Source organism: Aeromicrobium sp. 50.2.37 (assembly GCF_024655735.1).
In the GTDB taxonomy this organism is placed as follows: domain Bacteria; phylum Actinomycetota; class Actinomycetes; order Propionibacteriales; family Nocardioidaceae; genus Aeromicrobium.
This window is the reverse complement of the sequence record NZ_JANLGG010000012.1, coordinates 18,551-43,582: the sequence shown is the minus strand read 5'-3', so window position 1 is coordinate 43,582 and position 25,032 is coordinate 18,551. Positions and strand designations below refer to the sequence as shown.

At 72.5% G+C, this 25,032-nt stretch carries 26 protein-coding genes and 1 tRNA gene; 10 read left to right on the top strand and 17 right to left on the bottom strand.

Annotated features, from left to right (window positions below; genetic code table 11):
- Window positions 1–8: 8 nt before the first annotated feature.
- Complete coding sequence (locus NUV38_RS08170) at window positions 9–1,055, bottom strand: NAD-dependent epimerase/dehydratase family protein (RefSeq protein ID WP_257728649.1); 1,047 nt, start codon at window positions 1,053–1,055, stop codon at window positions 9–11.
- The gene (locus NUV38_RS08165; RefSeq protein WP_257728648.1) at window positions 1,052–1,843 is read right to left on the bottom strand and encodes an S-methyl-5'-thioadenosine phosphorylase; all 792 of its coding nucleotides are present in this window, start codon (window positions 1,841–1,843) and stop codon (window positions 1,052–1,054) included. Before NUV38_RS08165 ends, NUV38_RS08170 begins: the two co-directional genes overlap by 4 nt.
- Before the next feature lie 101 nt (window positions 1,844–1,944).
- On the opposite strand from NUV38_RS08165, the gene NUV38_RS08160 reads away from it, so the two are divergent.
- Entirely contained in the window at window positions 1,945–2,310 is a 366-nt protein-coding gene (locus NUV38_RS08160; protein WP_257728647.1) for a UBP-type zinc finger domain-containing protein, read from the top strand.
- 54 nt (window positions 2,311–2,364) lie between these two features.
- Here NUV38_RS08160 and NUV38_RS08155 read toward each other — a convergent pair whose 3' ends face one another.
- The 4 genes from NUV38_RS08155 to arsB form a co-directional block, all read right to left on the bottom strand.
- Window positions 2,365–3,705 carry an NAD(P)-binding domain-containing protein gene (locus NUV38_RS08155; RefSeq protein ID WP_257728646.1) on the bottom strand — a complete coding sequence of 447 codons (1,341 nt, stop codon included), beginning with the start codon at window positions 3,703–3,705 and terminating at the stop codon, window positions 2,365–2,367.
- A 77-nt stretch (window positions 3,706–3,782) separates the two neighbouring features.
- Window positions 3,783–4,202, bottom strand: coding sequence for an arsenate reductase ArsC (locus NUV38_RS08150; RefSeq protein ID WP_257728645.1), 420 nt, complete (start codon window positions 4,200–4,202; stop codon window positions 3,783–3,785).
- 19 nt (window positions 4,203–4,221) lie between these two features.
- Window positions 4,222–4,830: an arsenate reductase ArsC gene (locus NUV38_RS08145; protein ID WP_257728644.1), complete on the bottom strand. Its 609-nt coding sequence runs from the start codon at window positions 4,828–4,830 to the stop codon at window positions 4,222–4,224.
- The gene (arsB, locus tag NUV38_RS08140) at window positions 4,827–5,900 is read right to left on the bottom strand and encodes an ACR3 family arsenite efflux transporter (RefSeq protein ID WP_257728700.1); all 1,074 of its coding nucleotides are present in this window, start codon (window positions 5,898–5,900) and stop codon (window positions 4,827–4,829) included. Before arsB ends, NUV38_RS08145 begins: the two co-directional genes overlap by 4 nt.
- A 206-nt stretch (window positions 5,901–6,106) precedes the next feature.
- Between arsB and NUV38_RS08135 the strand changes: the two genes are divergently transcribed.
- Both NUV38_RS08135 and NUV38_RS08130 read left to right on the top strand, forming a co-directional pair.
- Window positions 6,107–6,466: a helix-turn-helix transcriptional regulator gene (locus NUV38_RS08135; RefSeq protein WP_055962702.1), complete on the top strand. Its 360-nt coding sequence runs from the start codon at window positions 6,107–6,109 to the stop codon at window positions 6,464–6,466.
- Window positions 6,467–6,478: 12 nt separating this feature from the next.
- On the top strand, window positions 6,479–7,000 hold the full coding sequence (locus NUV38_RS08130) for a GNAT family N-acetyltransferase (RefSeq protein WP_257728643.1): 522 nt from the start codon (window positions 6,479–6,481) through the stop codon (window positions 6,998–7,000).
- 56 nt (window positions 7,001–7,056) lie between these two features.
- Here NUV38_RS08130 and NUV38_RS08125 read toward each other — a convergent pair whose 3' ends face one another.
- The 9 genes from NUV38_RS08125 to NUV38_RS08085 form a co-directional block, all read right to left on the bottom strand.
- The gene (locus tag NUV38_RS08125) at window positions 7,057–8,520 is read right to left on the bottom strand and encodes a cytosine permease (protein WP_257728642.1); all 1,464 of its coding nucleotides are present in this window, start codon (window positions 8,518–8,520) and stop codon (window positions 7,057–7,059) included.
- The gene (locus NUV38_RS08120) at window positions 8,517–8,696 is read right to left on the bottom strand and encodes a hypothetical protein (protein ID WP_257728641.1); all 180 of its coding nucleotides are present in this window, start codon (window positions 8,694–8,696) and stop codon (window positions 8,517–8,519) included. Before NUV38_RS08120 ends, NUV38_RS08125 begins: the two co-directional genes overlap by 4 nt.
- Entirely contained in the window at window positions 8,693–10,135 is a 1,443-nt protein-coding gene (locus NUV38_RS08115) for an FAD-dependent oxidoreductase (RefSeq protein WP_257728640.1), read from the bottom strand. Before NUV38_RS08115 ends, NUV38_RS08120 begins: the two co-directional genes overlap by 4 nt.
- A gap of 4 nt (window positions 10,136–10,139) precedes the next feature.
- Window positions 10,140–11,117, bottom strand: coding sequence for a nitronate monooxygenase family protein (locus NUV38_RS08110; protein WP_257728639.1), 978 nt, complete (start codon window positions 11,115–11,117; stop codon window positions 10,140–10,142).
- A 19-nt stretch (window positions 11,118–11,136) separates the two neighbouring features.
- Window positions 11,137–12,294: an acyl-CoA dehydrogenase family protein gene (locus tag NUV38_RS08105; RefSeq protein ID WP_257728638.1), complete on the bottom strand. Its 1,158-nt coding sequence runs from the start codon at window positions 12,292–12,294 to the stop codon at window positions 11,137–11,139.
- A 41-nt stretch (window positions 12,295–12,335) separates the two neighbouring features.
- Window positions 12,336–13,733: an aldehyde dehydrogenase family protein gene (locus tag NUV38_RS08100; RefSeq protein ID WP_257728637.1), complete on the bottom strand. Its 1,398-nt coding sequence runs from the start codon at window positions 13,731–13,733 to the stop codon at window positions 12,336–12,338.
- The gene (locus tag NUV38_RS08095; protein WP_257728636.1) at window positions 13,730–15,796 is read right to left on the bottom strand and encodes an acetate--CoA ligase family protein; all 2,067 of its coding nucleotides are present in this window, start codon (window positions 15,794–15,796) and stop codon (window positions 13,730–13,732) included. The genes NUV38_RS08100 and NUV38_RS08095 overlap by 4 nt, the downstream gene beginning before the upstream one ends.
- A gap of 149 nt (window positions 15,797–15,945) precedes the next feature.
- Entirely contained in the window at window positions 15,946–16,536 is a 591-nt protein-coding gene (locus NUV38_RS08090; RefSeq protein ID WP_056573942.1) for a TetR/AcrR family transcriptional regulator, read from the bottom strand.
- Between the two features lie 348 nt (window positions 16,537–16,884).
- Window positions 16,885–16,958: transfer RNA gene (locus NUV38_RS08085), tRNA-Gly, on the bottom strand.
- A 49-nt stretch (window positions 16,959–17,007) separates the two neighbouring features.
- On the opposite strand from NUV38_RS08085, the gene NUV38_RS08080 reads away from it, so the two are divergent.
- The 3 genes from NUV38_RS08080 to NUV38_RS08070 are packed head-to-tail and all read left to right on the top strand — an operon-like array spanning window position 17,008 to window position 18,963.
- Window positions 17,008–17,436 carry a cyclopropane-fatty-acyl-phospholipid synthase family protein gene (locus tag NUV38_RS08080; RefSeq protein WP_257728635.1) on the top strand — a complete coding sequence of 143 codons (429 nt, stop codon included), beginning with the start codon at window positions 17,008–17,010 and terminating at the stop codon, window positions 17,434–17,436.
- Window positions 17,437–17,495: 59 nt separating this feature from the next.
- A complete protein-coding gene (locus NUV38_RS08075; RefSeq protein ID WP_257728634.1) occupies window positions 17,496–18,185 on the top strand; it encodes an SGNH/GDSL hydrolase family protein in 690 nt (229 codons plus the stop codon).
- Window positions 18,186–18,210: 25 nt separating this feature from the next.
- Complete coding sequence (locus tag NUV38_RS08070) at window positions 18,211–18,963, top strand: enoyl-CoA hydratase (protein WP_257728633.1); 753 nt, start codon at window positions 18,211–18,213, stop codon at window positions 18,961–18,963.
- Window positions 18,964–19,107: 144 nt separating this feature from the next.
- On the opposite strand, the gene NUV38_RS08065 is transcribed toward NUV38_RS08070, so the two are convergent.
- On the bottom strand, window positions 19,108–20,022 hold the full coding sequence (locus NUV38_RS08065) for a LysR family transcriptional regulator (RefSeq protein ID WP_055962690.1): 915 nt from the start codon (window positions 20,020–20,022) through the stop codon (window positions 19,108–19,110).
- 321 nt (window positions 20,023–20,343) lie between these two features.
- Here NUV38_RS08065 and NUV38_RS08060 point away from each other — a divergent pair, with 321 nt between their 5' ends.
- On the top strand, window positions 20,344–20,949 hold the full coding sequence (locus NUV38_RS08060) for an HAD family hydrolase (RefSeq protein ID WP_257728632.1): 606 nt from the start codon (window positions 20,344–20,346) through the stop codon (window positions 20,947–20,949).
- 178 nt (window positions 20,950–21,127) lie between these two features.
- A complete protein-coding gene (locus tag NUV38_RS08055; RefSeq protein WP_257728631.1) occupies window positions 21,128–23,005 on the top strand; it encodes an acyl-CoA dehydrogenase in 1,878 nt (625 codons plus the stop codon).
- A gap of 109 nt (window positions 23,006–23,114) precedes the next feature.
- Here the strand turns inward: NUV38_RS08055 and NUV38_RS08050 are convergent, their stop codons facing one another.
- Window positions 23,115–23,525 carry a DoxX family protein gene (locus tag NUV38_RS08050; protein ID WP_257728630.1) on the bottom strand — a complete coding sequence of 137 codons (411 nt, stop codon included), beginning with the start codon at window positions 23,523–23,525 and terminating at the stop codon, window positions 23,115–23,117.
- Window positions 23,526–23,641: 116 nt separating this feature from the next.
- Between NUV38_RS08050 and NUV38_RS08045 the strand changes: the two genes are divergently transcribed.
- Complete coding sequence (locus NUV38_RS08045) at window positions 23,642–24,157, top strand: hypothetical protein (protein ID WP_257728629.1); 516 nt, start codon at window positions 23,642–23,644, stop codon at window positions 24,155–24,157.
- Entirely contained in the window at window positions 24,158–24,952 is a 795-nt protein-coding gene (locus NUV38_RS08040; protein WP_257728628.1) for a maleylpyruvate isomerase family mycothiol-dependent enzyme, read from the top strand. It begins immediately after the preceding gene.
- Window positions 24,953–25,032 lie beyond the last annotated feature (80 nt).

Here is a 25,032-nt window from a genome sequence, read left to right as displayed (position 1 = left end):
ATGGACCCTCAGCGGCGGCGCAGGGGATCGGTGGCCAGGCGGGCGATGCCGTCCTCGGGCGCGATCTCGGCGCGGAAGCCGAGACCCTCGGCGGCCTTGTCGGGCGAGGCGAGCACGTGCCGGACGTCGAAGACCCGCGCGTCGCCCGTGACCTGCGGCTCCGGCCCGTCGACGGCGCGCGAGAGCACCTGCGCCATCTCGCCGATGGTGAACGGTCGGCCCGACGCCACGTTGTAGGCCGTCACGCCCACCGGGTGCTGTGCCACCTGCTCGACGGCCAGCGCGTTGGCCAGGGCCACGTCGTCGACGTGCACGAAGTCGCGCACCTGGGCGCCGTCCTCGAACACGCGCGGCGCCTCGCCCCGCTCGAGCGCGGACCGGAAGATCGCCGCGACACCCGAGTACGGGGTGTCCGCGGGCATCCCCGGGCCGTAGACGTTGTGGTAGCGCAGGGCGACGGCGTGACCGGACTGCAGCGTGCACCACGCGTCGGCGAAGTACTCCTGGGCGATCTTGGACGCCGCGTACGACGTGCGGGGTCGGATGGGCGCGTCCTCGGTGACCCGGCGCCACGTCACGTCACCGCCACACACCGGGCAGCGCGGCTCGAAGCGGCCGGCTGCCAGGTCGTCCTCGCGGCGCACCGCGGGCGGCACGTCGCCGTGGTCGGGGCAGTCGTAGCGACCGTCGCCGTAGACGACCATCGACGAGGCGAGGACGAGGTCCTGGACCCCGGCGCGGGCCATGGCGGCGAGCAGTCGGGCCGTGCCGAGGTCGTTGTGCTCGGCGTAGCCGGGCAGGTCCTGGGCGTCCACGCCGTTGCCGACCATGGCCGCCTGGTGGCACACGACGTCGATGTCGGCCAGCACGGCGTCGAGGTCGTCGGTCCGCAGGTCCAGCTGGTGCACGTCGGCCGGGGCGGAGTCGCGGGCACCCGGTCCGTGCGCCATCGGCAGGTAGGCGTCGAGCGCGACGACGTCGTGACCGCGCTCGACCAGCCGCAGCGCGATGCGTGACCCGATGAACCCGGCCGCGCCGGTCAGCAGGACCTTCACGGCAGCTCGAAGGGCAGGCTCATGCCGTCCACGGCCGATGCACACGCGCAGTCGCGCTCTCCGATCGCCCCGACGACCCCGGCGATCGTCGACTTGAGGGTGTCGGTGTGCTCGCGGAAGACCTCGAACACCGCTTCCATGCTCACGGAGTCACTCGCGTCGACCCCCGCGTCGTGGTCGGTGACCAGTGCCACGGTGGCGTAGCAGAGCGCCAGCTCACGAGCCAGGATCGCCTCGGGGTGGCCGGTCATGTTGATGACGGCCCAGCCGTTCTCGGCGTACCAGCGCGACTCGGCGCGCGTGGAGAACCGCGGGCCCTCGATGACGACCATCGCGCCGCCGTCGGTGGGGTCGTGGTCGGCCAGGCCCTCGAGCAGGTGGCCGCGCAGGCGGTCGCAGTAGGGATCGGCGAAGGAGACGTGCACGGCGCCCGTGTCGTAGTACGTCTGGGTGCGCGCGGTCGTGCGGTCGACCAGCTGGTCGGGGACCACGAAGCTTCCCGGACCCAGCTCGGGGCGGAGGCCGCCGACGGCGCAGGGGGCGAGCACCTGGCGGACACCCAACGAGCGCAGCGCCCAGAGGTTCGCGCGGTACGGGACCTGGTGCGCCGGGAAGCGGTGGTCGGCACCGTGTCGTGGCAGGAAGGCGACCGTCCGGTCGCCCACCTGGCCGACCGAGATCGGCGCCGACGGCGCGCCGTAGGGGGTGTCGACCTCGACCTGCTCGGGGTCGTCGAGGAACGTGTAGAAGCCGGAACCGCCGATGACGGCGACGTCGGGAGTGGTCATGGCCCCACCCTCCCAGCGCGCGGCGGCGCACGCACGCGGTGGGGTCGAGGACGGGTCGTCGGACCCTCGCGGGTCGCGCCGGACCGGACTACCGTGGCGACATGACAGAGACTCCCGGCACCGAGAACTCGTCGATCGACGTCACGGTCACGCCCTCGGGCACCGGGTGCGTGGAGTGCCTCGCGGAGCCTGACGGGTGGTGGGTGCACCTGCGGCGCTGTGCGCAGTGCGGCCACGTGGGGTGCTGCGACAGCTCTCCCGCCCAGCACGCCACGGCCCACTTCCGCGAGTCCGGGCACCCGGTCGTGCAGAGCTTCGAGCCCGGCGAGGACTGGTTCTGGGACTACGCGTCCGAGACCGCGGCGAGAGGTCCCCGGCTGGCCGACCCGCAGTCGCACCCCGGCGACCAGGCCGCCCCTGGTCCGGCCGACCGTGTGCCCGAGGACTGGCGCGACCGCATCCACTGAGTGCGCAGCCACCGCCCGGGCGACGTGGACGGCGCGCGGCGACGGTGAGACGCGTCAGCGCGTCCCGACGCCGCCGATGCTGAGCACCTCGACCGCAGGTGCTCCGCAACAGCCACCACCATCGGCCGGCTCGTCGTCGAAGGTGCCCGCACCCCCGCACACCCCGGTGTCGGGGAGCGTCAGCTCGACGCGCGCCGCCGCCTCGTGGTCGCCGGCGAGCGCCGCCGCGACGGAACGGGTCTGCTCGAAGCCGGTGAGCGCGAGGAACGACGTGGCGCGGCCGTAGGACTTCATGCCGACCGGGTAGTACCCGACCTCGGGCTGGGTCAGCTCGGCCACGCCGTGCGGGTAGACCGTGCCGCACGAGTGCTCGTTGGGGTCGATGAGCGGGGCGAGGGCGCGCGGCGCCTGCAGCACGGGGTCGAGGTCGAGGCGCAGCTCGTCGGTCCACCCGAGGTCGGGGCGGAACCCGGTGAGGGCGACGACCTCGTCGACGCCCTCCACGACCTGCCCGTCGAAGGAGACGAGGTCGAGGCGGTCGTCGTCGCGTCGCCGGACCTCGGCGGTGCGGAAGCCGGTGCGGGTGGTGACGGGGCCACGTTCGACGGCGGCCCGGGCCAGCTGCCCGAGGGCGCCGCGCTGGGGCAGCTCGTCCTGGCCCGACCCCGCGAAGGCCGCACCCACACGACTGCGCCGCACGAGCCAGGTGATCGTCGTGCCGGGCTCGCTCTCGGCCAGTGCGGTGAGCGCCAGCAGGGCGCCCTTGGCGGAGGCTCCGGTTCCTGCGACGACCACGTGCCTCCCCGCGAACCAGGTGCGCTGGACCGCCTGGTCGAGGTCGGGCACGCGGTAGCCGATGCGGTCGGCGCTCTCGCGCTCGCCGAGGGCGACCACGCCGTCGCCGCCCAGGGGGTTCGGCGTGCCCCAGGTGCCGGTGGCGTCGACGACGGCGCGGGCCGCCAGGTGCTCGGTGCCGGCAGAGGTGCGCAGGTGGAGGGTGAACGCCGACCGGTCCCGGCCCGAGCTGACCAGCCGGTCACGACCGTGCCGGGCGACGGCGGTGACCCGGGTCCCATAGCGCACGGCCGGGGCGAGCGCCTCGGCCAGCGGGCGGAGGTAGTCGTCCACCCAACGCGCGCCCGTCGGGTAGCGGTCGGGGTGGGGCGGCTCCCAGCCCTGCCCCAGCAGGAGCTCGCGGGCGACCGGGTCGACCAGCTCGCGCCAGGGCGAGAACAGCCGCACGTGGCCCCACTCGGCGACCGCAGCACCGGGGCCGTCGCCGGCCTCGAGCACCACGTGCTCGACGCCGCGGCTCCGCAGGTGCGCAGCGGCGGCCAGCCCGATGGGGCCGGCGCCCACGACGGCGACGGGCAGGTCAGACGGTGCGGTGCTCATGTGCGCTCCTTCGACGATCCATCGACAAACGCCGATGTACGGACCCTACCCATTCATCGATGGATGTCAATGGATGGTCAGGTGAGGGAGGCGATCAGCGCCTCGACCCGGCCGCGGATCTCGTCACGGATGGGTCGCACGGCCTCGATGCCCTGGCCGGCGGGATCCTCGAGCACCCAGTCCTCGTAGCGCTTGCCCGGGACGTAGGGGCACTCGTCGCCGCAGCCCATCGTGATGACGACGTCGGAGGCCTCGACGGCCGAGTCGGTCAGCTTCTTCGGCTGCTCGCCCGCGATGTCGATGCCGACCTCGGCCATCGCCTCCACGGCGACCGGGTTGATCGCGTCGCCGGGCATCGAGCCGGCTGACAGCACGTCGATGCGGTCCGCGGCGAGATGCGTCAGGAAGCCGGCAGCCATCTGGGAGCGTCCGGCGTTGTGGACGCAGACGAACAGGACGCTGGGGCGGGTGCCGCCGGTCGGGGTCTGGTCGGTCATGGCTGGTCTCCTTCGGAGGTCAGAGGTCGAGGTCGCGCAGGAGCGCGATGATGCGGCGCTGCAGGTCGTCGCGGACGTCCCTGACCGCGTCGAGGGTGGCACCGTCGGGGTCGGCGACGTCCCAGTCGAGGTACCGCTTCCCGGGCAGGACCGGGCAGGTGTCGCCGCAGCCCATGGTCACGACCACGTCGGCGGCGCGCAGCACCGTGTCGGTCAGCGGCTTGGGGTAGGCGGTGCTCAGGTCGATGCCGCGCTCCGCGAGCACGGCGATCGCCTGCGGGTTCAGCTCGCCGGTGGGGGCCGATCCGGCCGAGCGCACGTGCACCCGACCCGGGGCCAGGTGCTCGGCGATCGCCGCGGCCATCTGCGAGCGGCCCGCGTTGTGCACGCAGACGAAGAGCAGCTCGGGGACACCTCTGCTGCTGACGCCGTCGGCCTGGGCCCGCGCGGCCAGCAGCTCGGTGGCGTAGCGGCGCACCAGGATCGGCAGGTAGGTCTGCACCGTCGCGTGCGGCTCGAGCGCCTCCCGGGCCTGCGCGACCGCGGCGGTGACGACGTCGGGGGTGAAGGTGCCGTCGAAGGCGTAGGCCAGGTCGTCGGAGATGGCCGCCTGGGTGGTCTCGTTCATCGGGTCACGTCCTGGGAGGAGAAGAAGCGGCGCGTCCAGAGGGCGACGTAGACGAGACCGACGAGCACAGGGACCTCGATGAGAGGACCGACGACACCGGCGAGGGCCTGGCCCGACGTGACCCCGAAGGTGCCGATGGCCACGGCGATCGCCAGCTCGAAGTTGTTGCCGGCGGCGGTGAAGGCGAGGGTCGCGGTCTTGGCATACCCGAGACGCAGCGCGTGGCCCAGCACCATGCCGAGGGCGAAGGTGATCGCGAAGTACGCCAGCAGCGGCAGGGCGATGCGCACGACGTCGAGCGGTCGGCTCGTGATGGCCTCGCCCTGGAGGGCGAACAGCACGACGATCGTGAACAGCAGGCCGTAGAGGGCCCAGGGGCCGATCCGCGGCAGGAAGGTCGACTCGTACCAGTCGCGACCCTTCGTCCGTTCGCCGATCGTGCGCGTGGCCCAGCCCGCGACGAGTGGGATGCCGAGGAAGACGAGCACGCTGACGGTGATCGACCAGATCGAGAACTCCGCCGACGTCGTCTCGAGGCCGAGCCATCCCGGCAGGGTCTGCAGGTAGAACCAGCCGAGGGCCGCGAAGGCGAACACCTGGAAGACGGAGTTGACGGCGACCAGCACGGCTGCGGCCTCGCGGTCGCCGCACGCCAGGTCGTTCCAGATCAGCACCATCGCGATGCACCGGGCGAGGCCGACGATGATGAGGCCCGTCCGGAACTCGGGGAGGTCGGGGAGCATCAGCCAGGCGAGGGCGAACATGAGGGCCGGGCCGACGAGCCAGTTGAGGACGAGGGAGGCCACCAGGAGCCGCTTGTCGCCGGTCACGCGCGACGTCTCGTCGTAGCGGACCTTCGCCAGCACCGGGTACATCATCACGAGCAGGCCGATCGCGATCGGCAGCGAGACCGAGCCGATCGAGACCGACTCGAGGGCCTCGTCGAGACCGTCGATCGTGCGGCCGAGCACCAGGCCGACGACCATTGCCAGGACGATCCACACCGGAAGGAAGCGGTCGAGCCTCGACAGCCTCGCGATCACGTCCTCGTCGGTCGACGCGTTCTCCATCGCCGTGCGGTCCACTCGTTGCTCCTCGGGTCGGCGTCCGACGCAGTCGAACCTGCATCGACGTCTGTCTATGTACAGATCACCGTAGCGGTCGGTCCGCGGCGTTGTCAGGCTCGGGGCGGGCCACGGCGGTGAACATCGGGTGAACGCGCCGAGGGTCCGCGCGGACGGGCCCGGGGTCACCGCCGCTGGGGCATACTCGCCTCATGGCCCAGACCGTCCCCGCGCCGCCGAGCGGCTGTGGAACGCCGCTGACGTCGGCGCCCATCGAGCGTGACGAGGCCGTCGAGCTGGCCCGCACGTTCAAGGCCCTGGGTGACCCGACGCGGGTGCGACTGCTGTCGCTCGTGGCCGCCCACGAGGGCGGCGAGGCCTGCGTCTGCGACATCACCGAGCCGGTCGGGCTGAGCCAGCCCACCGTCTCGCACCACCTCAAGGTGCTGGTGGAGGCGGGCCTGCTGGCACGCGAGCAGCGCGGCACGTGGGCCTACTACTCGCTCGTGCCGGGTGCCCTCGCGCGCGTGGCCGGCGTCCTCGCCGACGCCGACGTCGACGCGACCGTCTGACCCGCCTCCCCCGTGCAACGCTCGGAGACCACGCTGGTCCCCCTGACGGACCGCCACTGGCCGCAGGTCGAGACCATCTACGCCGAGGGCATCGCGGCCGGCAGCGCGACGTTCGAGACCCAGCCCCCCTCGTGGCGGGACTTCGACGCCTCCCGCCTGCCCGGCCATCGGCACGTGGCCCTGCGTGGCGACGGCGAGGTGGTGGGCTGGGTCGCCTGCTCACCCGTCTCCACCCGCTCCGTGTACGCGGGCGTGGTCGAGCACTCGGTGTACGTCGCGGCGTCGGCGCGGGGCCTCGGCATCGGCGGCCTGCTGCTCGGCGCCCTCGTCACCTCGACCGAGGCGGCCGGCGTCTGGACCATCCAGTCGAACGTGTTCCCCGAGAACGAGGCGAGCCTCCGGCTGCACGCCGCCCACGGCTTCCGCGTCGTCGGCACGCGCGAGCGGATCGGTCGGGCCTCGGTCGGCCCGTACGCGGGGCGGTGGCGCGACACGGTGCTGGTCGAGCGGCGGAGCGGCCGCGACGGAGGCTGAGGGACGACCTGTCGACCCAGGTCACCACACCCCCGCCGCGGCGCCGGCGCTCCTGGTTACCGGCCCCGGACGGCAGGCTTCCGCGTGACCACCGGGTAGCCGCCCATGCCCAGGGGACGACTGACCCACCGAGCGAGCACGTAGTGCACCGATGCCGCGACGAGGAACGACGGCACGGAGGCGGTCGTGTAGACGAACAGCGCGCTCGGGACGTAGTCGATCGGGTGCAGGAGCGCACTGTAGGTGAGCGCGCCGGCGACCACGGCGACGAAGGCCATGACGTTGACGCCGCCCCAGTAGCCGTAGACCGACTCCCCCACCGGGCGGTACAGCTCCCGCACGTCGATGCGGGTGCGTCGCAGGACGAAGTAGTCGACGATCTGCACGCCGCACAGCGGCGCCACGACGATGGCACCCCAGGACAGGAAGCGTCCGTAGTTGTCGTAGACGGTGGCCGGGAAGCACACCAGCACGGCGGCCGGGCCGAGGATCGCGAGGCCCATGACCGGCCACGGCAACGCCTTGAAGAAGCGCCCGCCCCCCGAGCGCAGCGCCACCATCGAGCCGTACCCCTGGGACAGGATGGCGGTGAGGTTGGCCAGGCCGATGGCCACGAGGGCGATCGAGCCCAGGACCACGCCGCCGAGCGGGATCATCCAGTCGGTCGGCTCGGTGCTCTGCAGGCTGAGGGCGGCCAGCACGCCCACGACCGCGGCCAGCACCGACGCGAGGAACACCCCCAGCCAGTTCGGCCAGAAGGCCGCACGGGGACCGGTGCTCAGGCGCGCCAGGTTCCCGAGGTTCGGCCACCAGGCGAAGCCGCCGGCGATGCCGAGCTCGATGGCGAGCATGAAGTTCGTGCGACGGTCCGGCTCCTGTCCGAGGGACGGGAGCTCCGAGATCGTCGACCACGGCGTGCGCGTGAGGATGATGACGACCATCCCCACCAGCACGACGATGAGCACGGGCGCCACCACCGCACTCACCCGCTCGACCGAGACCGGACCGCGGGCGAGGATCGCCCACGCCACCACGATCGCGACCATCGCAGCGACGGTCACTGCAGGTCCGGCGTGTCCCATCGACGCCCCGAACACCCGGTTCAGGAGGTTGACGACGCCGTGGCCGAGCATGATCGCGAGGACGGCCGCCCAGGCCGCCGCGAAGATGGTGGAGACGGCCACCATCACGACCCGCGCGCCGTTCGTGCCGAACACGCTCCGCAGGAGGATGAACTGCTCGATGCCGTACTTCGCGCACGGCAGGACAGGCGCCAGCGACACCAGCAGGATGCTGACCGCGTACCCGACCACGATGCTCGCGATCGCCTCGCGGACGCCCACGTAGTAGGCCACGGCCGCGCCCTGCAGGAACGCCCACGTGGCGATCGCGAGGCCGACGTTGACCCACGTGTACTGCCAGAAGCCCCAGATCCGCTCCGACCGCACGAGTGGCAGGTCGCTGAGGGTGGCGTCCTCACCCGTGGTCGCGTCGCCCGGCCGGCCGGTCGTGGTGCTCACAGAGCCCACCAGAGCAGGAGGGCGGAGACCACGACGCCGACCACGAGCAGCCACACGACGTCGCTGACGGGCAGGTCGTCCTGGAGCATCTCGTCGGCTCGCGGACCCTCGAGGATCTCGAGCCGGCGCTCCAGCTCGGCCCCCTCGGGCTCGTTCGTTCGTCCCGTGTCGGTCACGTCGTCTCCTCGTGGTCGAGGCGGTGCGGCCGAGGTCGCGTCGCCTGCATGATGGCCCGGGCCGCCTCGCGGCCGGACCGGATGGCCCCGTCGATGTAGCCGTTCCACCGAGCGGACTGCTCGGTGCCGGCGAAGGACACGCGCCCGGCGGGCGAGCGCCAGCCGTTCGCGCCGTGCTCGATCCAGGTCCCGGGCGTCGGGACGGCCGCGTACGCGCCTTCGGCGAGCTCGTCGTCGGGCCAGCACGTTGCGAGGACGTCGTCGGGCCGTCCGGCCTCAGGGCCGAGGGCGGCCACGAGCGGCGCCAGGATCGCGGCGCGACGCTCGGGCTCCCCCAGCCGTGCCCAGGCACGGTAGGCGTCGCCGTAGACGAAGGCGGCGATGACGCCGCGCGATCCGTCGGGCGGCGAGTTGTCGAACGTGTACGAGACGGGCGATCCGTCGTAGGCGACCAGCTGGCCCGAGAGACCCGCCTCGCGCCAGAACGGCGTCGGGTAGACGGCGTGCACCTTGGCGACGTCGCCCATGGGGCTGCGTGCGACCCAGCGGCGGCGCGCGGCCGGCAGTGGCGGGTCGAAGACGATCCGGGCTTGCGCCGCGGTGCTCCCGGTGACGACCACCCGGTCGGCCACGATGTCGCCGTCCGAGGTCCGCACCGTCACCCCGTCGGGCCCGTGCGCGATCCCCCGGACCCGGAGGCCGAGCCGCACCCGGTCGTCCAGGTGTGCCGCCACGGCCCGCGCCGGGGCCTGGGCGCCGTCGACGAAGCGGCTGTCCTGGGCGCAGTCGAGGGTGCCCAGCAGCTGGCCGAGCCCACCGGCGGACCGGATGTAGAACAGGACGTGGAACAGCGAGACGTCGCGCGGCTCGCAGGCCCACACGCCGCGGAGCACCAGACGCATCCGGTCGCGCGCCTGCTCGTCGGAGATCTCGTCGCGGATCCAGCTCTCGAAGGTCGTCGCGTCCCAGTCGGACAGCTCGGGCGTGCCGAGCGGGTCGTCGAGGTCGATCGTCCCCGCCATCGCGTCGAGCCGGGCCTCGGCGCCGGCGTACTCCGCCGCCCCGAACCCGTCGACGTGCTCGTCCGAGGTGAACGGCTCCGCGACGCCGCCGGGCCAGAGCTCGACGTGCCTGCCCTCGTCGTACGACCGGAAGGTCTCGCAGCCGAAGCGGGCGGCCAGGCCGAGCAGCTCGGTCTGGGTGGGCCCGACCCACTGGCCCCCGTGGTCGATCACGACGGAGTCGTGCTCGCGCGACCACACCCGACCCCCGACTCGGTCGGCCGCCTCGAGGACCTCCACGTCGATGCCCGCGTCCGCGAGTTCGAGCGCGGCCGCGAGCCCGGCGTAGCCGGCTCCCACCACGACGACCTTCATGGGCGCTCCTCCTTCGTCGATGCTGGCTCCGTCGTCGGACCGGTCGTGATCGTGCACGGTCATCGCCTCATCCCACCCGCAGGGCCGGCAAGGTGCCGAGCAGATCGGTGGCCTCGGCCACGATCGTGTCGACGACCTCGCGGACGGAGGCCACCTCGGTGACCAGGCCCTGGGACTGCCCGGCCCACCACATGCCGCCGTCGAGGTCGCCCTCGCCGAGGACCGCGCGCCGCCCCCGGACACCGGACGCGAGCTCGGCCACGTCGTCGAACGTGGCGCCGGGCCGCGACCCGATGGCCCGGATCTCCTCGGACACCGCGTTGCGCGCCACCCGCGCGGTGTTGTGGAGCTCGCGGAACACGAGCACCGTGTCGCGCTCGTCGTTCGCCACGATCTGCCGCTTCACGTTCTCGTGGATCGGCGCCTCGGTGGTGGCCATGAACCGCGTGCCCATGTTCGCCGCGCAGGCGCCCAGCGCGAGGGCCGCGACGAGTCCGGCGCCGGTGGCGAGACCACCGGAGGCGATGACGGGCACGTCGAGCGCCCGGGCCGCCGCGGGGATGAGCACGAGTCCCGGTACGTCGTCCTCACCCGGGTGCCCGGCGCACTCGAACCCGTCGATGCTGATCGCGTCGACGCCCTTGCGCTGGGCCGACAGCGCGTGCCGCACGCTCGTCGCCTTGTGGATGACCTTGATGCCGGCGGCGTGGAAGTCGGGCAGGTGCGGCTCAGGGGACGAACCGGCCGTCTCGACGACAGTGATGCCGGACTCGACGATCGCGGCGCGGTACTCGTCGTACGGCACGGGCTCCCGCGTCGGCAGGATCGTCAGGTTCACGCCGAACGGCCTGTCCGTCAGCTCGCGCGTACGGGCGATCTCGGCGGCGAGCGCCTCGGGGGTCGGCTGCGTCAGCGCGGTCAGGAACCCCAGCGCGCCGGCCTCCGCCACGGGGGCGATGAGCTCGGCGACGCCGAGGCCGGTCATGCCCCCGCAGACGAGGGGGTGCTCGACCCCGAACATCTCGGTGAAGTCGGTGCGGATCATGGGGTTCCTCGTTCCGGTCTCAGAGGTTGCGGGAGATGACGAGGCGCATGATGTCGGAGGTGCCTTCCTCGATCTCCTCCAGCTTCACGTCGCGCATCCACTGCTCGACGGGGTACTCGCGGGAGTAGCCCCAGCCCCCGAGCGTCTGGACGGCGGCGTGGGTCACGAACATCGCGGTCTCGGACGCCTGCAGCTTGGCCATCGCGGCCAGGCCGTTCACGTTCTCGCCGGCGTCGAGGCGCCGGGCGGCGTGGAGGGTCATCAGCCAGGCCGACTCGATGCGTGTGGCCATGTCGGCGAGGCGGAACGCGACCGCCTGGTGCTCGATGATCGGCTTGCCGAACTGGGTGCGCTCGCGGGCGTACGCGAGGGCGTACTCGTAGGCGGCACGCGCCGCGCCGGTGGCCGCGGCCGCCAGCACGACGCGGGAGACGTCGAAGGTCTCCATGAGGCCGCTGAAGCCCTGTCCCTCCTCCCCGAGCCGGTTCTCCTCGGGCACGAAGGCATGGTCGAGGAAGACCTCGCGGCAGACGATCGCCCGCTGGCCCATCTTCTTCATGGGCTCGCCGAACGTCATGCCGGGCGTGTCCTTCTCCATGAGGAACGCCGTCACGCCGCGGGAGCGCAGGGTCGTGTCGGTCTTGGCGAACACCACGTACTGGTCGGCCAGGCCGGCGTTGGAGATCCACGCCTTCTGGCCGGTGATGGCGTAGCCGCCGTCGACCCTCTCGGCGCGCGTGACGATCGACGCGGCGTCGGAGCCGGAGCCCGGCTCGGTCGTCGCGAGCGCGGTGAAGAGTGGCGTCGGGCCCGTGAGGGGGCGGAGCCACCGCTCCTTCTGGTCCTCGCTGCCGAGCGCGAGCAGGGGGTCGGCGAAGAAGCCGTTGGAGCACACGAAGTTGCCGATGCCGGGATCGCCCCAGCACAGCGCCTCCTGCACGAGGCACTGCGTGAACACGTCGGTGTAGCCGCCGCCACCGAACTTCTCCGGGAGCATGAAGTCGGTGATCCCGATCGTCGCCGCCTTCTCGAACACGTCGACCGGCGACTCGGTGTCGGCCTCGTCGACCGCCCGGCCGCGGGGGCGGATCTCGTCTGCGGCGAACCTGCTGACGAGCTCGACGATGTCGCGCTGGTCCTGGGTGAGCGGCCAGTACTCGACGGTGGGCTGAGGCATCTCGGAGCTCCTTGTGGTGGTGAGGTCGTGGGTGGGGGTGGCTAGAACTGGACGGTCGTCAGCTCGGTGAACTCGTGGAGGGCCTCTGGACCCAGCTCGCGCCCGAAGCCCGAGTGCTTCCAGCCACCGAACGGCGACTCGACGGAGAACTCGGCGTCGTTGACGAGCACCTGTCCGGTCTGGAGCCGGGCGGCGATGGCGAAGGCACGGTCGTCGTCGTCGCACCACACGGCACCGGACAGGCCGTACCGCGTGGCGTTCGCGACGCTCACGGCGTGGTCGTCGTCCCTGGTGCCGTGCACGACGAGAACCGGACCGAAGATCTCCTCGCAGCTCGCGGGGTCGTCCGGGGCGAGGCCGCTCAGCACCACCGGGCGTCGGTAGTGCCCCACGGCGGGAGTCTCGGTGCGCCGCGTGGCGACGTGCGCGCCGCGGGCGACGGCCGCAGCGACCAGCGCGTCGACCCGCTCGAGCTGGGCGGCGCTCACGAGCGGACCCAGCTCGGTGTCCGGGTCGGTGGGGTCGCCGACCGCCATGGCGTCGGCGTGCGCGCCGGCGATGCGCACGGCGTCGTCCAGCCGGTCCGCCGGCACCAGGAGCCGCGTCAGCGCACTGCACGTCTGGCCGCTGTTGAGCATGCAGGACTCGACCGTCGCCCGGACCGCGTGCTCCAGGTCGACGTCGTCGGTCACGATGCTGCTCGACTTCCCCCCGAGCTCGAGCGAGACCCGCGCGAGGTTCGTGACGGCCGCCCCGGCGACCTGCCGGCCCACCTCGGTCGAGCCGGTGAACGAGACGACGCCGACGCCGGGGTGGGCGACGAGAGGCGCGCCGACGTCCGCACCGGTGCCCGGCACGAGGTTGAGCACACCCGCGGGAAGCCCTGCGACGAGCGCTGCCTCGGCCACCGCATAGGCGCTGAGCGGGGTCAGCTCGGACGGCTTGTGCACCACCGTGCACCCGGCCGCCAGGGCCGGGCCGAGCTTCGTCGCGAGCTGGAACAGCGGATAGTTCCAAGGCGTCACGAGTGCGGCGACGCCGGTGGCTCGTCGCAGCAGGACCGCGCTTCCGCGGCGCTCATGAGCCAGGAGGCGGGCGTGGTCAGCCGCTGAGCGGAGCACGTCGAGCGCGGCGTGGACGTGCCACCGTCGGACCGTCGTGATCGGTGCGCCGACCTCGGCGACGGTCAGGTCGACGAGCCTCTCAGCGTCACCCTCGAGCACCTCGACGAGGCGATCGAGGTGGGCAGCGCGCTCACCAGGGGTCAGCTCCGACCACGCCGGCAGAGCCGAACCGGCCGCGGCGACGGCGGCGTCGACGTCGTGGCGAGTCGCGAGCGCCGTCGTCCCGACGACGGAGCCGTCGGCGGGGTTCACCACGTCGGTCGTGGACGAGACCGGACGCCATGACCCGCCGATGAGCACGTCGTCGCGCCTCATCGCTGTGCTCCGGGTCGCACGAGCGTGACGAGCGCGTCGACGGCGACGGCGCCCTTGGGCGAGACCCGCAGCGGGTTCACCTCGAGCTCGAGGAGGCCCGGGTCGGCCGCGACGGCCGCCGACACGGCGACGACGACGTCGACGAGGGCGTCGACGGAGGCGGCGGGGCGACCCCGCCAGCCGTCCAGGAGGGCCCGGACCCGCAGCGCGTCGACCATGTGGAAGGCCGTGCTGCGGTCGACCGGGGCGAGCTCGGTCGTGACGTCGCGCCACAGCTCGGCCTCGGTACCGCCGGCCCCGACGGTCACGACCGGGCCGAAGTCGCGGTCTCGGCGGGCGCCGACGATCATCTCCACGACGTCCGTGGCGCCGTCCATCTGCTCCACGACGTACTCGCCGTCGCCGAGCCGACGGTGCATCCGCTCGAAGGCCGCTGCCAGGGCGTCGGCGTCGCACAGCCCGAGGACGACCCCGCCGTGCTCGGACTTGTGGGCGAGCCACCCGGCCTTCAGCGCACAGGGGCCGGCCAGGGTCTCGGCCGCGCCGCGCACGCCGGCGACGTCGGTGACCCGCACAGCGTCGGGGACGGCGACGTCGAGGTCCCGGAGCAGGGTGCGAGCGGCCCAGTACCCGCCGCCCGTGTGCAGCGCACGTGAGGCGACCTGCGGGAGCTCGCGCCCGACGTCGTCGGCCAGGCGGTGCGCGTAGGCCAGCGACCGGACCGCGGGATCGACCGCTCCGTACGTCGGGATGTGGTGCTCCCACATGCGGTCGACGGCCACCGACCCGGCGCTCATGGTGTGCACCACGAGCGGGACCGAGGACCCGTCGACCAGGCGACCGAGACGGTCGACCACGTCGACCTCGGCCGACTCCAGGCTCGGGGTGTCCTGCCCGTAGCACCCGAGGTAGCCCGACAGCACGATCGCGTCGACCTCCCCCGAGCGGGCCAGCTGCTCACAGACCACGGCGTACGTCTGCAGGTCCGCCTCGCCCGCGCCGGCCAGGTCGACGGGGTTGGACACCGCGGCACCCGCCGGGAGCAGCGCGGCCAGGGACTGCTGGAGCTCGTCGCCGAGGACCGGCGTGTCGAGGGAGAGCGAGAAGCAGCGGTCGGCGGCCACGCCTCCCTGACCCCCGCTGTCGCTGACGACCGCGACCCGCCGGCCCTGTGGCAGCGGCGCCACGCTCAGGTGGCGCGCGGCGTCCACGAGCTCGGTCGGGGTCAGCACGCGCACGGCACCCGCGGCGCGGCACGCTGCGTCGACGAGCTCCAGGGCGGACGTCATGGAGCCGGTGTGGCTGGCGGCGAGCCGTCGGCTGCCCTCGCTGGCACCGGCTGCGAGGACCAGGACGTGCTTGCCCGCGGACCGCAGGCGGCGCATCGTCGCGACGAGGTCCCGCCCTCCCGCGAAGCTCTCGAGGTAGAGGGCGACCGTGCGGGTCTCGGCGTGGGTCGCGAGGTCGTCGAGGAGCTCGCTGGCTGTGACGTCGAGCTGGTTGCCGACGGACACGAAGCGGGAGACCCCGATGCCGGCGCGGGCGGCGAGGTTCGCGATCTCCGAGCCCAGCTGGCCGCTCTGCGAGACGATCGCCAGCGACCCGGCCGTGAAGTGGCCCCAGGCCAGCTGCAGGTCGCTGCCGGCGTCGAAGAGGCCCAGGCTGTTGGGGCCGACCATCCGGGCGCCGTGCGCCTGCAGGGCCGAACGGATCCTGTCGTCGTCGGCCACCCCGGCGGTGATCGCCAGGAACGCGCGCGAGCCTGCCGCGAGCGCCTCGTCGAGGACGGTGGGCAGCGACGCCGCCGGGACGCAGAGGACGACCAGCTCGGGAACCGCCGGGAGCGAGGCGACGTCGCGGAAGGTCGGCTCGCCCTGGACGACGTCGGACGATCGGTTCACCAGCCACACCTCCCGACGGCCCCGCCCCTCGAGGGCGCCTCGAGCGAGCCAGTAGCCCCACTTCGCCTGGTCGTCGGAGGCTCCGACCACGGCGACGGAGCCCGGGTCGCGGAACGACGACAGGGAGGGGGCGGACGACTCCGGGGCGGTGGGCACAGGCACTCCAGCTTCTTCGTGATGCTGCGGGCCGACGAGATGCCGACGCCGCGTGACCTGCGCCACGCTAATAGTTAACTGGCGCGTCAGTCAATAACTTTCCGACAGAAGTTTCCGCTCGCTCCCCGAGGGCCGAGCGGGAGGACGGAGCCGCGTCAGCCAGCGGCGAGCAGCAGGTCGACGGTGCGTCGACAGGTCGCGCGCATGTGGTCGACGGTCATCGTCGGCGAGCCCATGAGCGCCTGGATGGTGAGTCCGTCGAGCAGCGCCACCAGGACCGTGGCGTGGGACCGGGCCGTGTCGGCGTCGATGCCGTCGACGCGGCCGAACACCGATTGCACCCGCGCCGCCCAGTCCTCGTAGGCACGGTTGTGCACCTCGGCCAGCTCGTCGTCCCGCAGCGCGGCGGCCCACCACTCGATCCAGACCCGCCACGACTCGGTGGTGGTGTCGTCCGCCGGCAGGTAGGTGTCGACCAGGGCGTGCAGCGTGCTGCGGACGTCGGCGTCCTCGTCGGCGAAGATCGCGGCCCGCCGCTCGAGGGACTGGGCCGCGTTCTCCTCGAAGGCGGCCCGGATGAGGTCGACCTTCGTGTCGAAGTAGTAGTGCACGATGCCGCCGGAGACTCCGGCTCCCTTCGCCACGTCGGAGACCCGCAGCCCCACGACGCCGCGCTCGGAGATCTGCTGCAGGGCCGACCGGAGGATCTGCTTCTTGCGGAGCGCCTCGACGTTGGGCCGTGCCATGGGTGTCCCCCTCGGTGGACCGGCAGCGGTGCCGCCGTGCGTGTCGGGACGACGATAGTGCGCGCAGTACCGCGCCCGTCCGCCAGAGGTGACGTCGGCGGACGGTCGTAGCCGCTCGGTGCGATGGAGCCGATGACGGGATCCCTCGAGAGGCCGCTTCGCGGTGTGGAGCCGATGACGGGATCCCTCGCGGGGCGCCTTCGGCGCGGAGGGGGGCCCGACTCGATTCCCGTCAGCGTCACCTCGCTGCGCTCGGAGCCGATGACGGGATCCCACGAGAGGCGCCTGCGGCGCGGAGGGGGGCCCGACTCGATTCCCGTCAACGGCGAGGGAGCGCCTTCGGCGCGATGGAGCCGATGACGGGAATCGAACCCGCGTGTCTTGCTTGGGAAGCAAGCGCTCTGCCATTGAGCTACATCGGCTGGTGACGTCAGGGTACCCAACCGGCGGGCGAGCGGCGACGATGGGAGCGTGCCCGCCTCGCCGTCAGCCCGCATCCTGGCCGCAGTCGAGGCGCTCCCGCTCGAGCCAGGGATGCGGGTGCTCGAGATCGGGTGCGGTCCCGGAGCGGCCGCCCGCGAGGTCGTCCGACGCCTCGGACCCGACGGCTTCGTCCTGGCCACCGACCGCTCCGCGACCGCCGTCAGCCAGTGCCGACGTCACGCTGCTGCGGAGATCGCGGCCGGGCGCCTCGACGTCCGGCAGGTCGCCGTCGAGGACCTTGCGCTCGAACGCGGTGAGGCGCCGTACGACCTCGCGTTCGCGCTGCGGGTGGGCGCCCTCGACGGTCGCCACCCCGCTCTCGCGTCGCAGGCTCTCCCCCGCGTCACGGCCGCTCTCGTGCCCGGCGGACCCCTCCTCGTGGGCGACGGCGCCGACCTGCGCGACCCCCGCGGCTGACGCGTGAGACCGCTCACCTGACCTGCGCGATCACCCGACCGTTGCTTCACTTGGTGATCGTGACGACGTTCGACTACTCCAACCTGAGCGATCGGCCGCCCGGGCCGGTGGTCTCGAAGCTCGCGCTGGTGCTCCCCGGCGTGCGCAGCGTCATGGGCCAGGTGGAGCCCTACGCGCGGTGGTGGGAGGACAGCAACCGTCGGGCACTCGGCTCCGGCCGGCCGCTGTGGGTCGCGCTCGGCGACTCCATGACCCAGGGCATCGGCGCCAGCGCACCGGACCGCGGCTGGGTCGGCCAGATCGCGGCCGACCCGCCCGCGAGGATCCGCGACGCCGCCGTGCTCAACCTCGCGTTCAACGGTGCGCGCGTGCTCGACGTGCTCGAGCGGCAGCTCCCGGCGCTGGACCAGGTCCGCGAGCAGGGCCACGAGATCGCCCTCGTCACCCTGCTCATCGGCAACAACGACCTCATGAGCCCCAAGTGGAGCAGGCTGCTGCCCTCGGCGATCGAGACGCTGCTCGACGCCGTGCCGCACGGCACCGTCGTCGCGACCCAGCCCGGCCTGCAGCGCTCCGCCGCCCGCTTCAACCGGGCCGTCGACGCCCACGAACGGGCCGGCGAGATCGTGATCGCCGACTTCCGGGTCCCCCACATGCGCGACTGGCGCGGACGCCTCGCCGAGGACCGGTTCCACCCCAACGACCGCGGCTACGCCGGCATGGCCGACGTCATCCGGCACGCTCTCTGAGGCGTCCCGCCGGTACGGTCGCCGCATGTCCTACGTGCTGCTGGAGTCCGACGGTCCGCTGCGGACCATCACGCTGAACGACCCGGAGCGGCTCAACGCGCTCGACTGGCCGCTGCTCGACGAGCTGCGCGAGGCGGTGGCCACCGTGGCCGCCGACCCGGAGGCCCGCGCCCTCCTCGTGACCGGCGCCGGGCGGGCGTTCTGCTCGGGCGCCAACGTGGGCAACCTGTTCGGTGACCGCACCCGGCCCGTCGACGAGCTGCGCGACCACCTGATGAAGGTCTACGCCTCGTTCCTGCCGATCCGCGACCTCACCATCCCGACCGTCGCGGCGGTGCACGGGCCGGCCGTCGGCGCGGGGCTCAACATCGCGCTCGCCTGCGACGTGATCGTGGCCGGACCGAAGGCCGGTTTCGGGCCGACCTTCACCCGGATCGGCCTGCACCCCGGCGGCGGCTGCACCTGGATGCTGACCCAGCGCATCGGTTCGGCCAACACCGCCGCCGCGCTCTACGCCGGCGACGTGATCGGGGCCGACGACGCGCTCCGGCTCGGCATCGCACAGGAGCTCGTGGACGACGCACCGTCCCGTGCCCGGGAGCTCGCACTGGGCTGGTGCGAGCGCAACCCCGCGCTGATGGCGCACGTGAAGGAGTCCGTGCGCGTCGCGTCGACGTCGGACCTCGTCGCGTCGCTCGAGGTGGAGGCGCAGTTCCAGGCCGAGTCGCTCTCGAGCCCGGAGTTCGAGCGCTTCGCGGCGCGCTTCGCCAAGGACTGACCTCTCTCGACCCCTGACTCACCCTGGTTCTCCCCCACTCACCATGGCGGGCCCGCCATGGTGAGTGGGGGATTCCCGAGGTGGGTTCGCGATTCCCATCACCTGATGGGAATCGCTGATCCGGTGGGGTCGGGGCGGGCGCGGTCAGGCGGCGCCGTGGGCGTCGGCGACGAGCCGCGCCTCCTCGCGGAGGGCCTGGACGACGAGGCGGACGGAGGGGCGCTCGAAGCGGTCGGGACGGAGCACGGCGGAGATGTCGCGGCGCGCGCGCACGCCGATGAGCGGACGGGTGACCAGGCCGTTGCTGTGCTCGCGGGTGGTGAAGCGCGGGAGGATCGCCAGGCCGTGGCCGCCGGCGACCATCGCCTCCACCACCCCGTTGTCGGCGAAGCGCTGCGCCACCCGCACCGGCTGGCCGGTCGCCACCACCACCTGCTCCAGCACCCGGTCGAAGGGATAGCCGGGCGGGACCCCGATCCACGTCTCGTCCACCACGTCGCGGGGCGACAGGCTCGCCTTCCGCGCGAGCGGGTGGTCCTCGGGCAGGGCGACGTCGAGCGGCTCGCTCATCAGCGGCACCACCTGAAGGCCCCGCTCGTGCCAGGTGGCCGACGTCGTCGGCGCGTCCGACAGCACCACGTCGTGGTCGGCGGTCAGGTCACCGGCCGCCTCGGGGTCCTCCAGGTCGGTGCACACCAGCTCGACGTCGGGCCGCTCGGCCATGCGGGTCAGCAGACCCGGCAGCAGCATCTCGCCACCCGTCGGGAAGGTCACGAGGGTGACGCGACCCGCGGGCTGCTCCATGAACGCGCGCCAGTCCCCCTCGGCGCGCTCGATCGCCACGGCGATGTCGGTGGCCGCGCGGGCCAGCGCGCGCCCCGCCTCGGTGAGGGCGACGCCCCGGCCGGCCGCCTCCACGAGCGGGTAGCCGGCCTCCTTCTCGAGCGCCTTCAGCTGCTGGGAGACCGCCGACGGTGTGACCCTCATCGCGTCGGCGACGGCCCCGACGGAGCCGCGCTCCGACAATTCCCTGAGAACCATGAGGCGACGCACATCCATGTAGCGATGCTACACGTTACGTGTAGTTCTCTTCGCTTGTCCTTGACGATGAGCGGGGCCATCCTGAGAGGGAAGAACCACCCCCCGACCCTCCCGAGGAGGCCCCCACCATGCTCGCTCTCTCCGTGCTCGGCGCGATCGTCGTCACCATCGGTGTCACCAAGACCGCCTACCTCGTCGCGACCGACGGCTACGGCCGCATCCCCACCAAGCGCTTCTAGGACCGGGCGACCAGCCCACGACCCGGCCGGGTCCCGACGCCCCGGCCCACGACGCCGCCACCGACCTCCCCCGGGTCGGTGGCGGCGTAGTCTTCACGGCGTGAGCCGCCTCGTCGTCGGGTTCGACCTCGACATGACGCTCGTCGACTCCCGTCCGGGGATCGGCGCCACGTACCGGGCGCTGGCCGCCGAGACCGGCACCTCGATCGACGTCGACCGCGTGACGTCACGCCTGGGCCCGCCGCTCGAGCACGAGCTGGCGAACTGGTTCGCGGCCGAGGACGTCCCCGCCGCGGCCGACCGCTACCGGGCGCTCTACCCCGAGCTCGCGATCCCCCGCGTCGAGCTGCTCCCCGGCGCTCGCGAGGCGGTGCAGGCCGTGCTCGACGCCGGCGGCGAGGCGTTCGTCGTCACCGGCAAGAACACCCACAACGCCCGCCTGCACCTGCAGCGCCTCGAGGTCGAGCTCGACGTCGTCGGCGACGTGTGGCGCGAGGGCAAGGCCGACGTCTTCCGCGAGCGGGGCGTCACGGCCTACGTCGGCGACCACGTGCACGACATGGACGCCTGCCGGTCGGCCGACGTCGTCGGCATCGCCGTCCCCACCGGCCCCTGCAGCGCCGACGAGCTGCGCGCCGCGGGCGCCGGCCACGTCGTCGACGACCTGCACGGCGTCGTGGACCTCGTGCCGACGCTCCTGCGCTGACCGGCCGCCGTCGCGCACGTGTCCAAGAACATCGTGCGAGGTGGGCCGAATGACTTGTGTCGAGCCCCTGATCTGCGGATACTTAAGTTACCAGCCGGTAGCACTCACGAGTAATCCTCGCGCACCGGACCCCTGAATGCGTGCTCCGCACGCGCCCCCGACCCAGGAACAGGCAGTCATGAGCCACTACAAGAGCAACCTGCGTGACGTCGAGTTCAACCTCTTCGAGCTGTTCGACCGCCAGGACGTCCTCGGCGCCGGCCCGTTCGAGGAGATCGACTTCGACACCGCCAAGAGCATCCTCGGCGAGGTCGACCGCCTCGCCCGCGAGGACCTCGCCGCGTCGTTCGGCGACGCCGACCGCAACCCGCCGGTCTACGACCCCAGCGCCATGACGGTGAAGATGAACCCCGCGTTCGTCAAGAGCTACCAGGCCTGGATGGACGCCGAGTGGTGGCGCCTGCAGGTCCCCGAGGAGCTCGGTGGCCAGCGCACCCCCGCCTCCATCATCTGGGCCACCGCCGAGTTCGTGCTGGGCGCCAACCCGCCCATCTGGATGTACGCCGCCGGCCCCGCGTTCGCGCGGATCGTGTTCGAGAACGGCACGGAGCGGGACAAGAAGATCGCCGGCCACATGGTCGAGCGTCAGTGGGGCGCCACCATGGTGCTCACCGAGCCCGACGCGGGCTCCGACGTCGGCGCCGGCCGCACCAAGGCGTTCCCGAACGAGGACGGCTCCTGGAACATCGAGGGCGTCAAGCGCTTCATCACCTCGGGCGAGCACGACATGAGCGAGAACATCATGCACCTCGTGCTCGCGCGCCCCCAGGGCGTCGAGGGCGCCGGCGGCCCCGGCACCAAGGGCCTCAGCCTGTTCCTCGTCCCCAAGATCCACTTCGACCACGAGACCGGCGACCTGACCGGCGAGCGCAACGGCGTCTACGTCACGAACGTCGAGAAGAAGATGGGCATCAAGGTCTCCACCACGTGCGAGGTCACCTTCGGCGACCCGTCCACCGGTGGTGGCGAGCCGGCGAAGGGCTGGCTGCTCGGCGAGGTGCACAACGGCATCAGCCAGATGTTCCGCGTCATCGAGAACGCGCGCATGATGGTCGGCGCCAAGGCCATCGCCACGCTGTCGTCGGGCTACCTCAACGCGCTCGAGTACGCCAAGGAGCGCGTGCAGGGCGCCGACCTCACGCAGGCCTCCGACAAGACGGCCCCGCGCGTGACGATCACCCACCACCCCGACGTGCGCCGCTCGCTCATGACGCAGAAGGCGTTCGCCGAGGGCCTGCGCTCGCTCGTGTTCTACACGACCACGTGGCAGGACGCGATCATGCAGAAGGAGGAGTCCGGCGAGGACGCCTCCCTCGAGGAGTCGGTCAACGACCTGCTGCTCCCCATCGTCAAGGGCTACGGCTCGGAGCGTTCCTGGGTGCTGCTCGGCACCGAGTCGCTGCAGACCTTCGGCGGCTCGGGCTTCCTGCAGGACTACCCGATCGAGCAGTACGTCCGCGACGCCAAGATCGACACCCTCTACGAGGGCACCACGGCGATCCAGGGCCAGGACCTGTTCTTCCGCAAGATCGTGAAGGACAAGGGCCGTGCGATCGGCTACCTGGCCGAGCAGGTCGGCGAGTTCGTGAAGAGCGAGGCCGGCAACGGTCGCCTCAAGGTCGAGCGCGAGCTGCTCGCCACGGCCCTCGACGACGCCCAGGCCATCCTGGGTGCCGCGTTCACCGACCTCATGGCCAGCAACCCGGCCGACGAGAAGGGTGACGTCAAGAACCTGTACAAGGTCGGCCTGAACACGACGCGCCTCGTGTACGTGCTGGGCGACCTGGTCGTCTCGTGGCTGCTGCTGCGCGGCGCCGAGGTGGCGCTGGCCCGGCTCGACGAGGGCGTCACCGGCTCCGACAAGGCCTTCTACGAGGGCAAGGTCGCGGCGGCGTCGTTCTTCGCCCGGAACGTCCTGCCCCGCCTCACCGCGGAGCGCGCCATGGCCGAGAACGTCGACGCCAGCATCATGGAGCTCGACGAGGCCTCGTTCTGAGCGCCTGACGTCACATCTACCGACGAAGCCCCCACCCGGTCCGGGTGGGGGCTTCGTCTGTTCGGTCCGCCGCCCACGGCCCGGCACCCCCGCCGGGCCTGTCGGCTGCTCACCAGTTGATGAGCGACCCCGTGATCGTGTACGGCGCGAAGTCCGTCGACAGCAGGACGAACAGTGCGAGCGCTCCGCCGGCGAGGGCGACGTTCTTGTTGAACGAGACCATCTCCATCTGCTTGGCCTGGCCGTCGCTCTCCTTCCAGAACGCGTGCATCAGCACGGCGGTCACGAGGAGCAGCACCGCCAGCCCGAGCGCACCGATGTCGCCCCAGATGCCGAGCAGCACCGACAGGCCGCCGGCGAGCAGGGCGACGCCGCTGACCTGCACCAGGACCTTGGCGTTGGAGAGGCCGCGCGACTCGGCGTAGCCGGCCATCGCGCCGGTGGCCGTCAGGTGGCCGATGCCGGACCCGATGACGAGGTAGGCGAACAGGATGCGGGAGATGAGGAAGACCTCGTCCATGGGAGCTCCTAAAGAAGGTGAATGTTCAATCATCGTCCTCGTCCGACGTGCCTCGGTCAAGCACCGACGCGCGTGGTCACGCCGGCACCTCGCCCGCGGTGTGCCAGAGTGAGCGGGTGCGTCTGACCAACCCGCTCTGGTACCTCGCGGCGCTCTTCGTGGTCCTCGGCGGGTGGATGGTCGGAACGATCGTGGCGGCCGGCTCGTGGGACCACGTGCGCGACGCGACCCTGGAGTCCGTCACCGAGCGCGTCGATGCCGGCAGCGGCTCCCTCGCCGTGTTCACCGACGTCCGCCAGCCCGAGCGCGACGTCACCTGCACCGCCACGCCGCCCGGCAAGGGCGCGGAGCCGGTCGAGCTCGAGAAGGCCCCGATCGACCTGACCGTCGCGCGCGACGGCTCGACGTGGTACCTCATCGCGTTCGAGCCCGAGGGCCGTGACGACGTGGCCGTGCGGTGCACCCTGCGCGACCGTGCCGCCGACGCCGCCACCTACCGCGTGGCCGTCGCCGAGGGCGTGCTCGACCGGGCCCGCCTGGGCGCCGGCCTCACCTGGATCGCCACCGCGGCGGGCGTCGTGCTCGCCGTGCTCACGTGGTGGTCCCGACGCAAGAGCCACCAGGAGGACTGAATGCTCCAGACCTACATCGACGCCTGGCTCGCCAGCGCCCGTGACACCCTCGCCCTGCTCGAGGAGCTCGACGACGCGCAGTGGTCGACCCCGACCGACCTGCCGGGCTGGACGGTCGCCGACGTCGCGGCCCACCTGGCGCACCTCGAGGCAGTCACGGCCGGCCACGTCGTCGACGAGGCGCCGACCACCGCGTCGCCGGGCGGTCTCGCGTCGGCCTACACCGAGGCCGGCGTGGAGGCGCGGCGCGGCCTGTCCCGCGAGCAGGTGCTGGCCGAGCTCCGCGCCGGCATCGACGCGCGGGCGCAGGCCCTCTCGGAGGCACCGCCGACCGACCCGGCGGCGCGTGCCGACCACACACCCGCCGGCGTCGGCTGGACGTGGGACACGATGCTGCGCAACCGCACGGTCGACATCTGGTGCCACGAGCAGGACGTCCGGCGCGCGGTGGAGCGGCCCGGTGGACTCGACTCGCCCGCTGCGGTCGTCACCACCCACACCTTCTCCTTCGCGATGCCCTACGTGCTGGGCAAGAAGGTCGGAGCCACCGCGGGAACGTCGGTGCTGTGGGACCTCACGGGTCCCCTCGCCATGCAGGTGGGCGCCACGGTCGGCGACGACGGCCGCGCCCACCCGGGCGTGCCCGGCTCGCCGTCGGCCACCCTGACCCTGTCGTCGGACGCCTTCGCCATCCTGGCGGCAGGCCGACGCGGCCCGGGCGCGGTCGACGTCGGCATCGCCGGTGACACCGACCTCGCCCACCGCGTGCTGGAGCAGATGGCCGTCACCTTCTGAGTCCGGAGGGCGTTCCTGGCGAGGCGCACGATCCACCGCTGGTCGAGTAGGCCGACCGGCGACGAAGGAGCGCGGTCGGA

What these genes read in the sequence shown, in the direction of transcription:
- NUV38_RS08165 (WP_257728648.1), bottom strand. Translation starts at nt 1,843, where the DNA reads ATGACCACTCCCGACGTCGCCGTCATCGGCGGTTCCGGCTTCTACACG.
- NUV38_RS08160 (WP_257728647.1), top strand. Translation starts at nt 1,945, where the DNA reads ATGACAGAGACTCCCGGCACCGAGAACTCGTCGATCGACGTCACGGTC.
- NUV38_RS08155 (WP_257728646.1), bottom strand. Translation starts at nt 3,705, where the DNA reads ATGAGCACCGCACCGTCTGACCTGCCCGTCGCCGTCGTGGGCGCCGGC.
- NUV38_RS08150 (WP_257728645.1), bottom strand. Translation starts at nt 4,202, where the DNA reads ATGACCGACCAGACCCCGACCGGCGGCACCCGCCCCAGCGTCCTGTTC.
- NUV38_RS08145 (WP_257728644.1), bottom strand. Translation starts at nt 4,830, where the DNA reads ATGAACGAGACCACCCAGGCGGCCATCTCCGACGACCTGGCCTACGCC.
- arsB (WP_257728700.1), bottom strand. Translation starts at nt 5,900, where the DNA reads ATGGAGAACGCGTCGACCGACGAGGACGTGATCGCGAGGCTGTCGAGG.
- NUV38_RS08135 (WP_055962702.1), top strand. Translation starts at nt 6,107, where the DNA reads ATGGCCCAGACCGTCCCCGCGCCGCCGAGCGGCTGTGGAACGCCGCTG.
- NUV38_RS08115 (WP_257728640.1), bottom strand. Translation starts at nt 10,135, where the DNA reads ATGACCGTGCACGATCACGACCGGTCCGACGACGGAGCCAGCATCGAC.
- NUV38_RS08110 (WP_257728639.1), bottom strand. Translation starts at nt 11,117, where the DNA reads ATGATCCGCACCGACTTCACCGAGATGTTCGGGGTCGAGCACCCCCTC.
- NUV38_RS08105 (WP_257728638.1), bottom strand. Translation starts at nt 12,294, where the DNA reads ATGCCTCAGCCCACCGTCGAGTACTGGCCGCTCACCCAGGACCAGCGC.
- NUV38_RS08100 (WP_257728637.1), bottom strand. Translation starts at nt 13,733, where the DNA reads ATGAGGCGCGACGACGTGCTCATCGGCGGGTCATGGCGTCCGGTCTCG.
- NUV38_RS08090 (WP_056573942.1), bottom strand. Translation starts at nt 16,536, where the DNA reads ATGGCACGGCCCAACGTCGAGGCGCTCCGCAAGAAGCAGATCCTCCGG.
- NUV38_RS08070 (WP_257728633.1), top strand. Translation starts at nt 18,211, where the DNA reads ATGTCCTACGTGCTGCTGGAGTCCGACGGTCCGCTGCGGACCATCACG.
- NUV38_RS08065 (WP_055962690.1), bottom strand. Translation starts at nt 20,022, where the DNA reads ATGGATGTGCGTCGCCTCATGGTTCTCAGGGAATTGTCGGAGCGCGGC.
- NUV38_RS08055 (WP_257728631.1), top strand. Translation starts at nt 21,128, where the DNA reads ATGAGCCACTACAAGAGCAACCTGCGTGACGTCGAGTTCAACCTCTTC.
- NUV38_RS08050 (WP_257728630.1), bottom strand. Translation starts at nt 23,525, where the DNA reads ATGGACGAGGTCTTCCTCATCTCCCGCATCCTGTTCGCCTACCTCGTC.
- NUV38_RS08040 (WP_257728628.1), top strand. Translation starts at nt 24,158, where the DNA reads ATGCTCCAGACCTACATCGACGCCTGGCTCGCCAGCGCCCGTGACACC.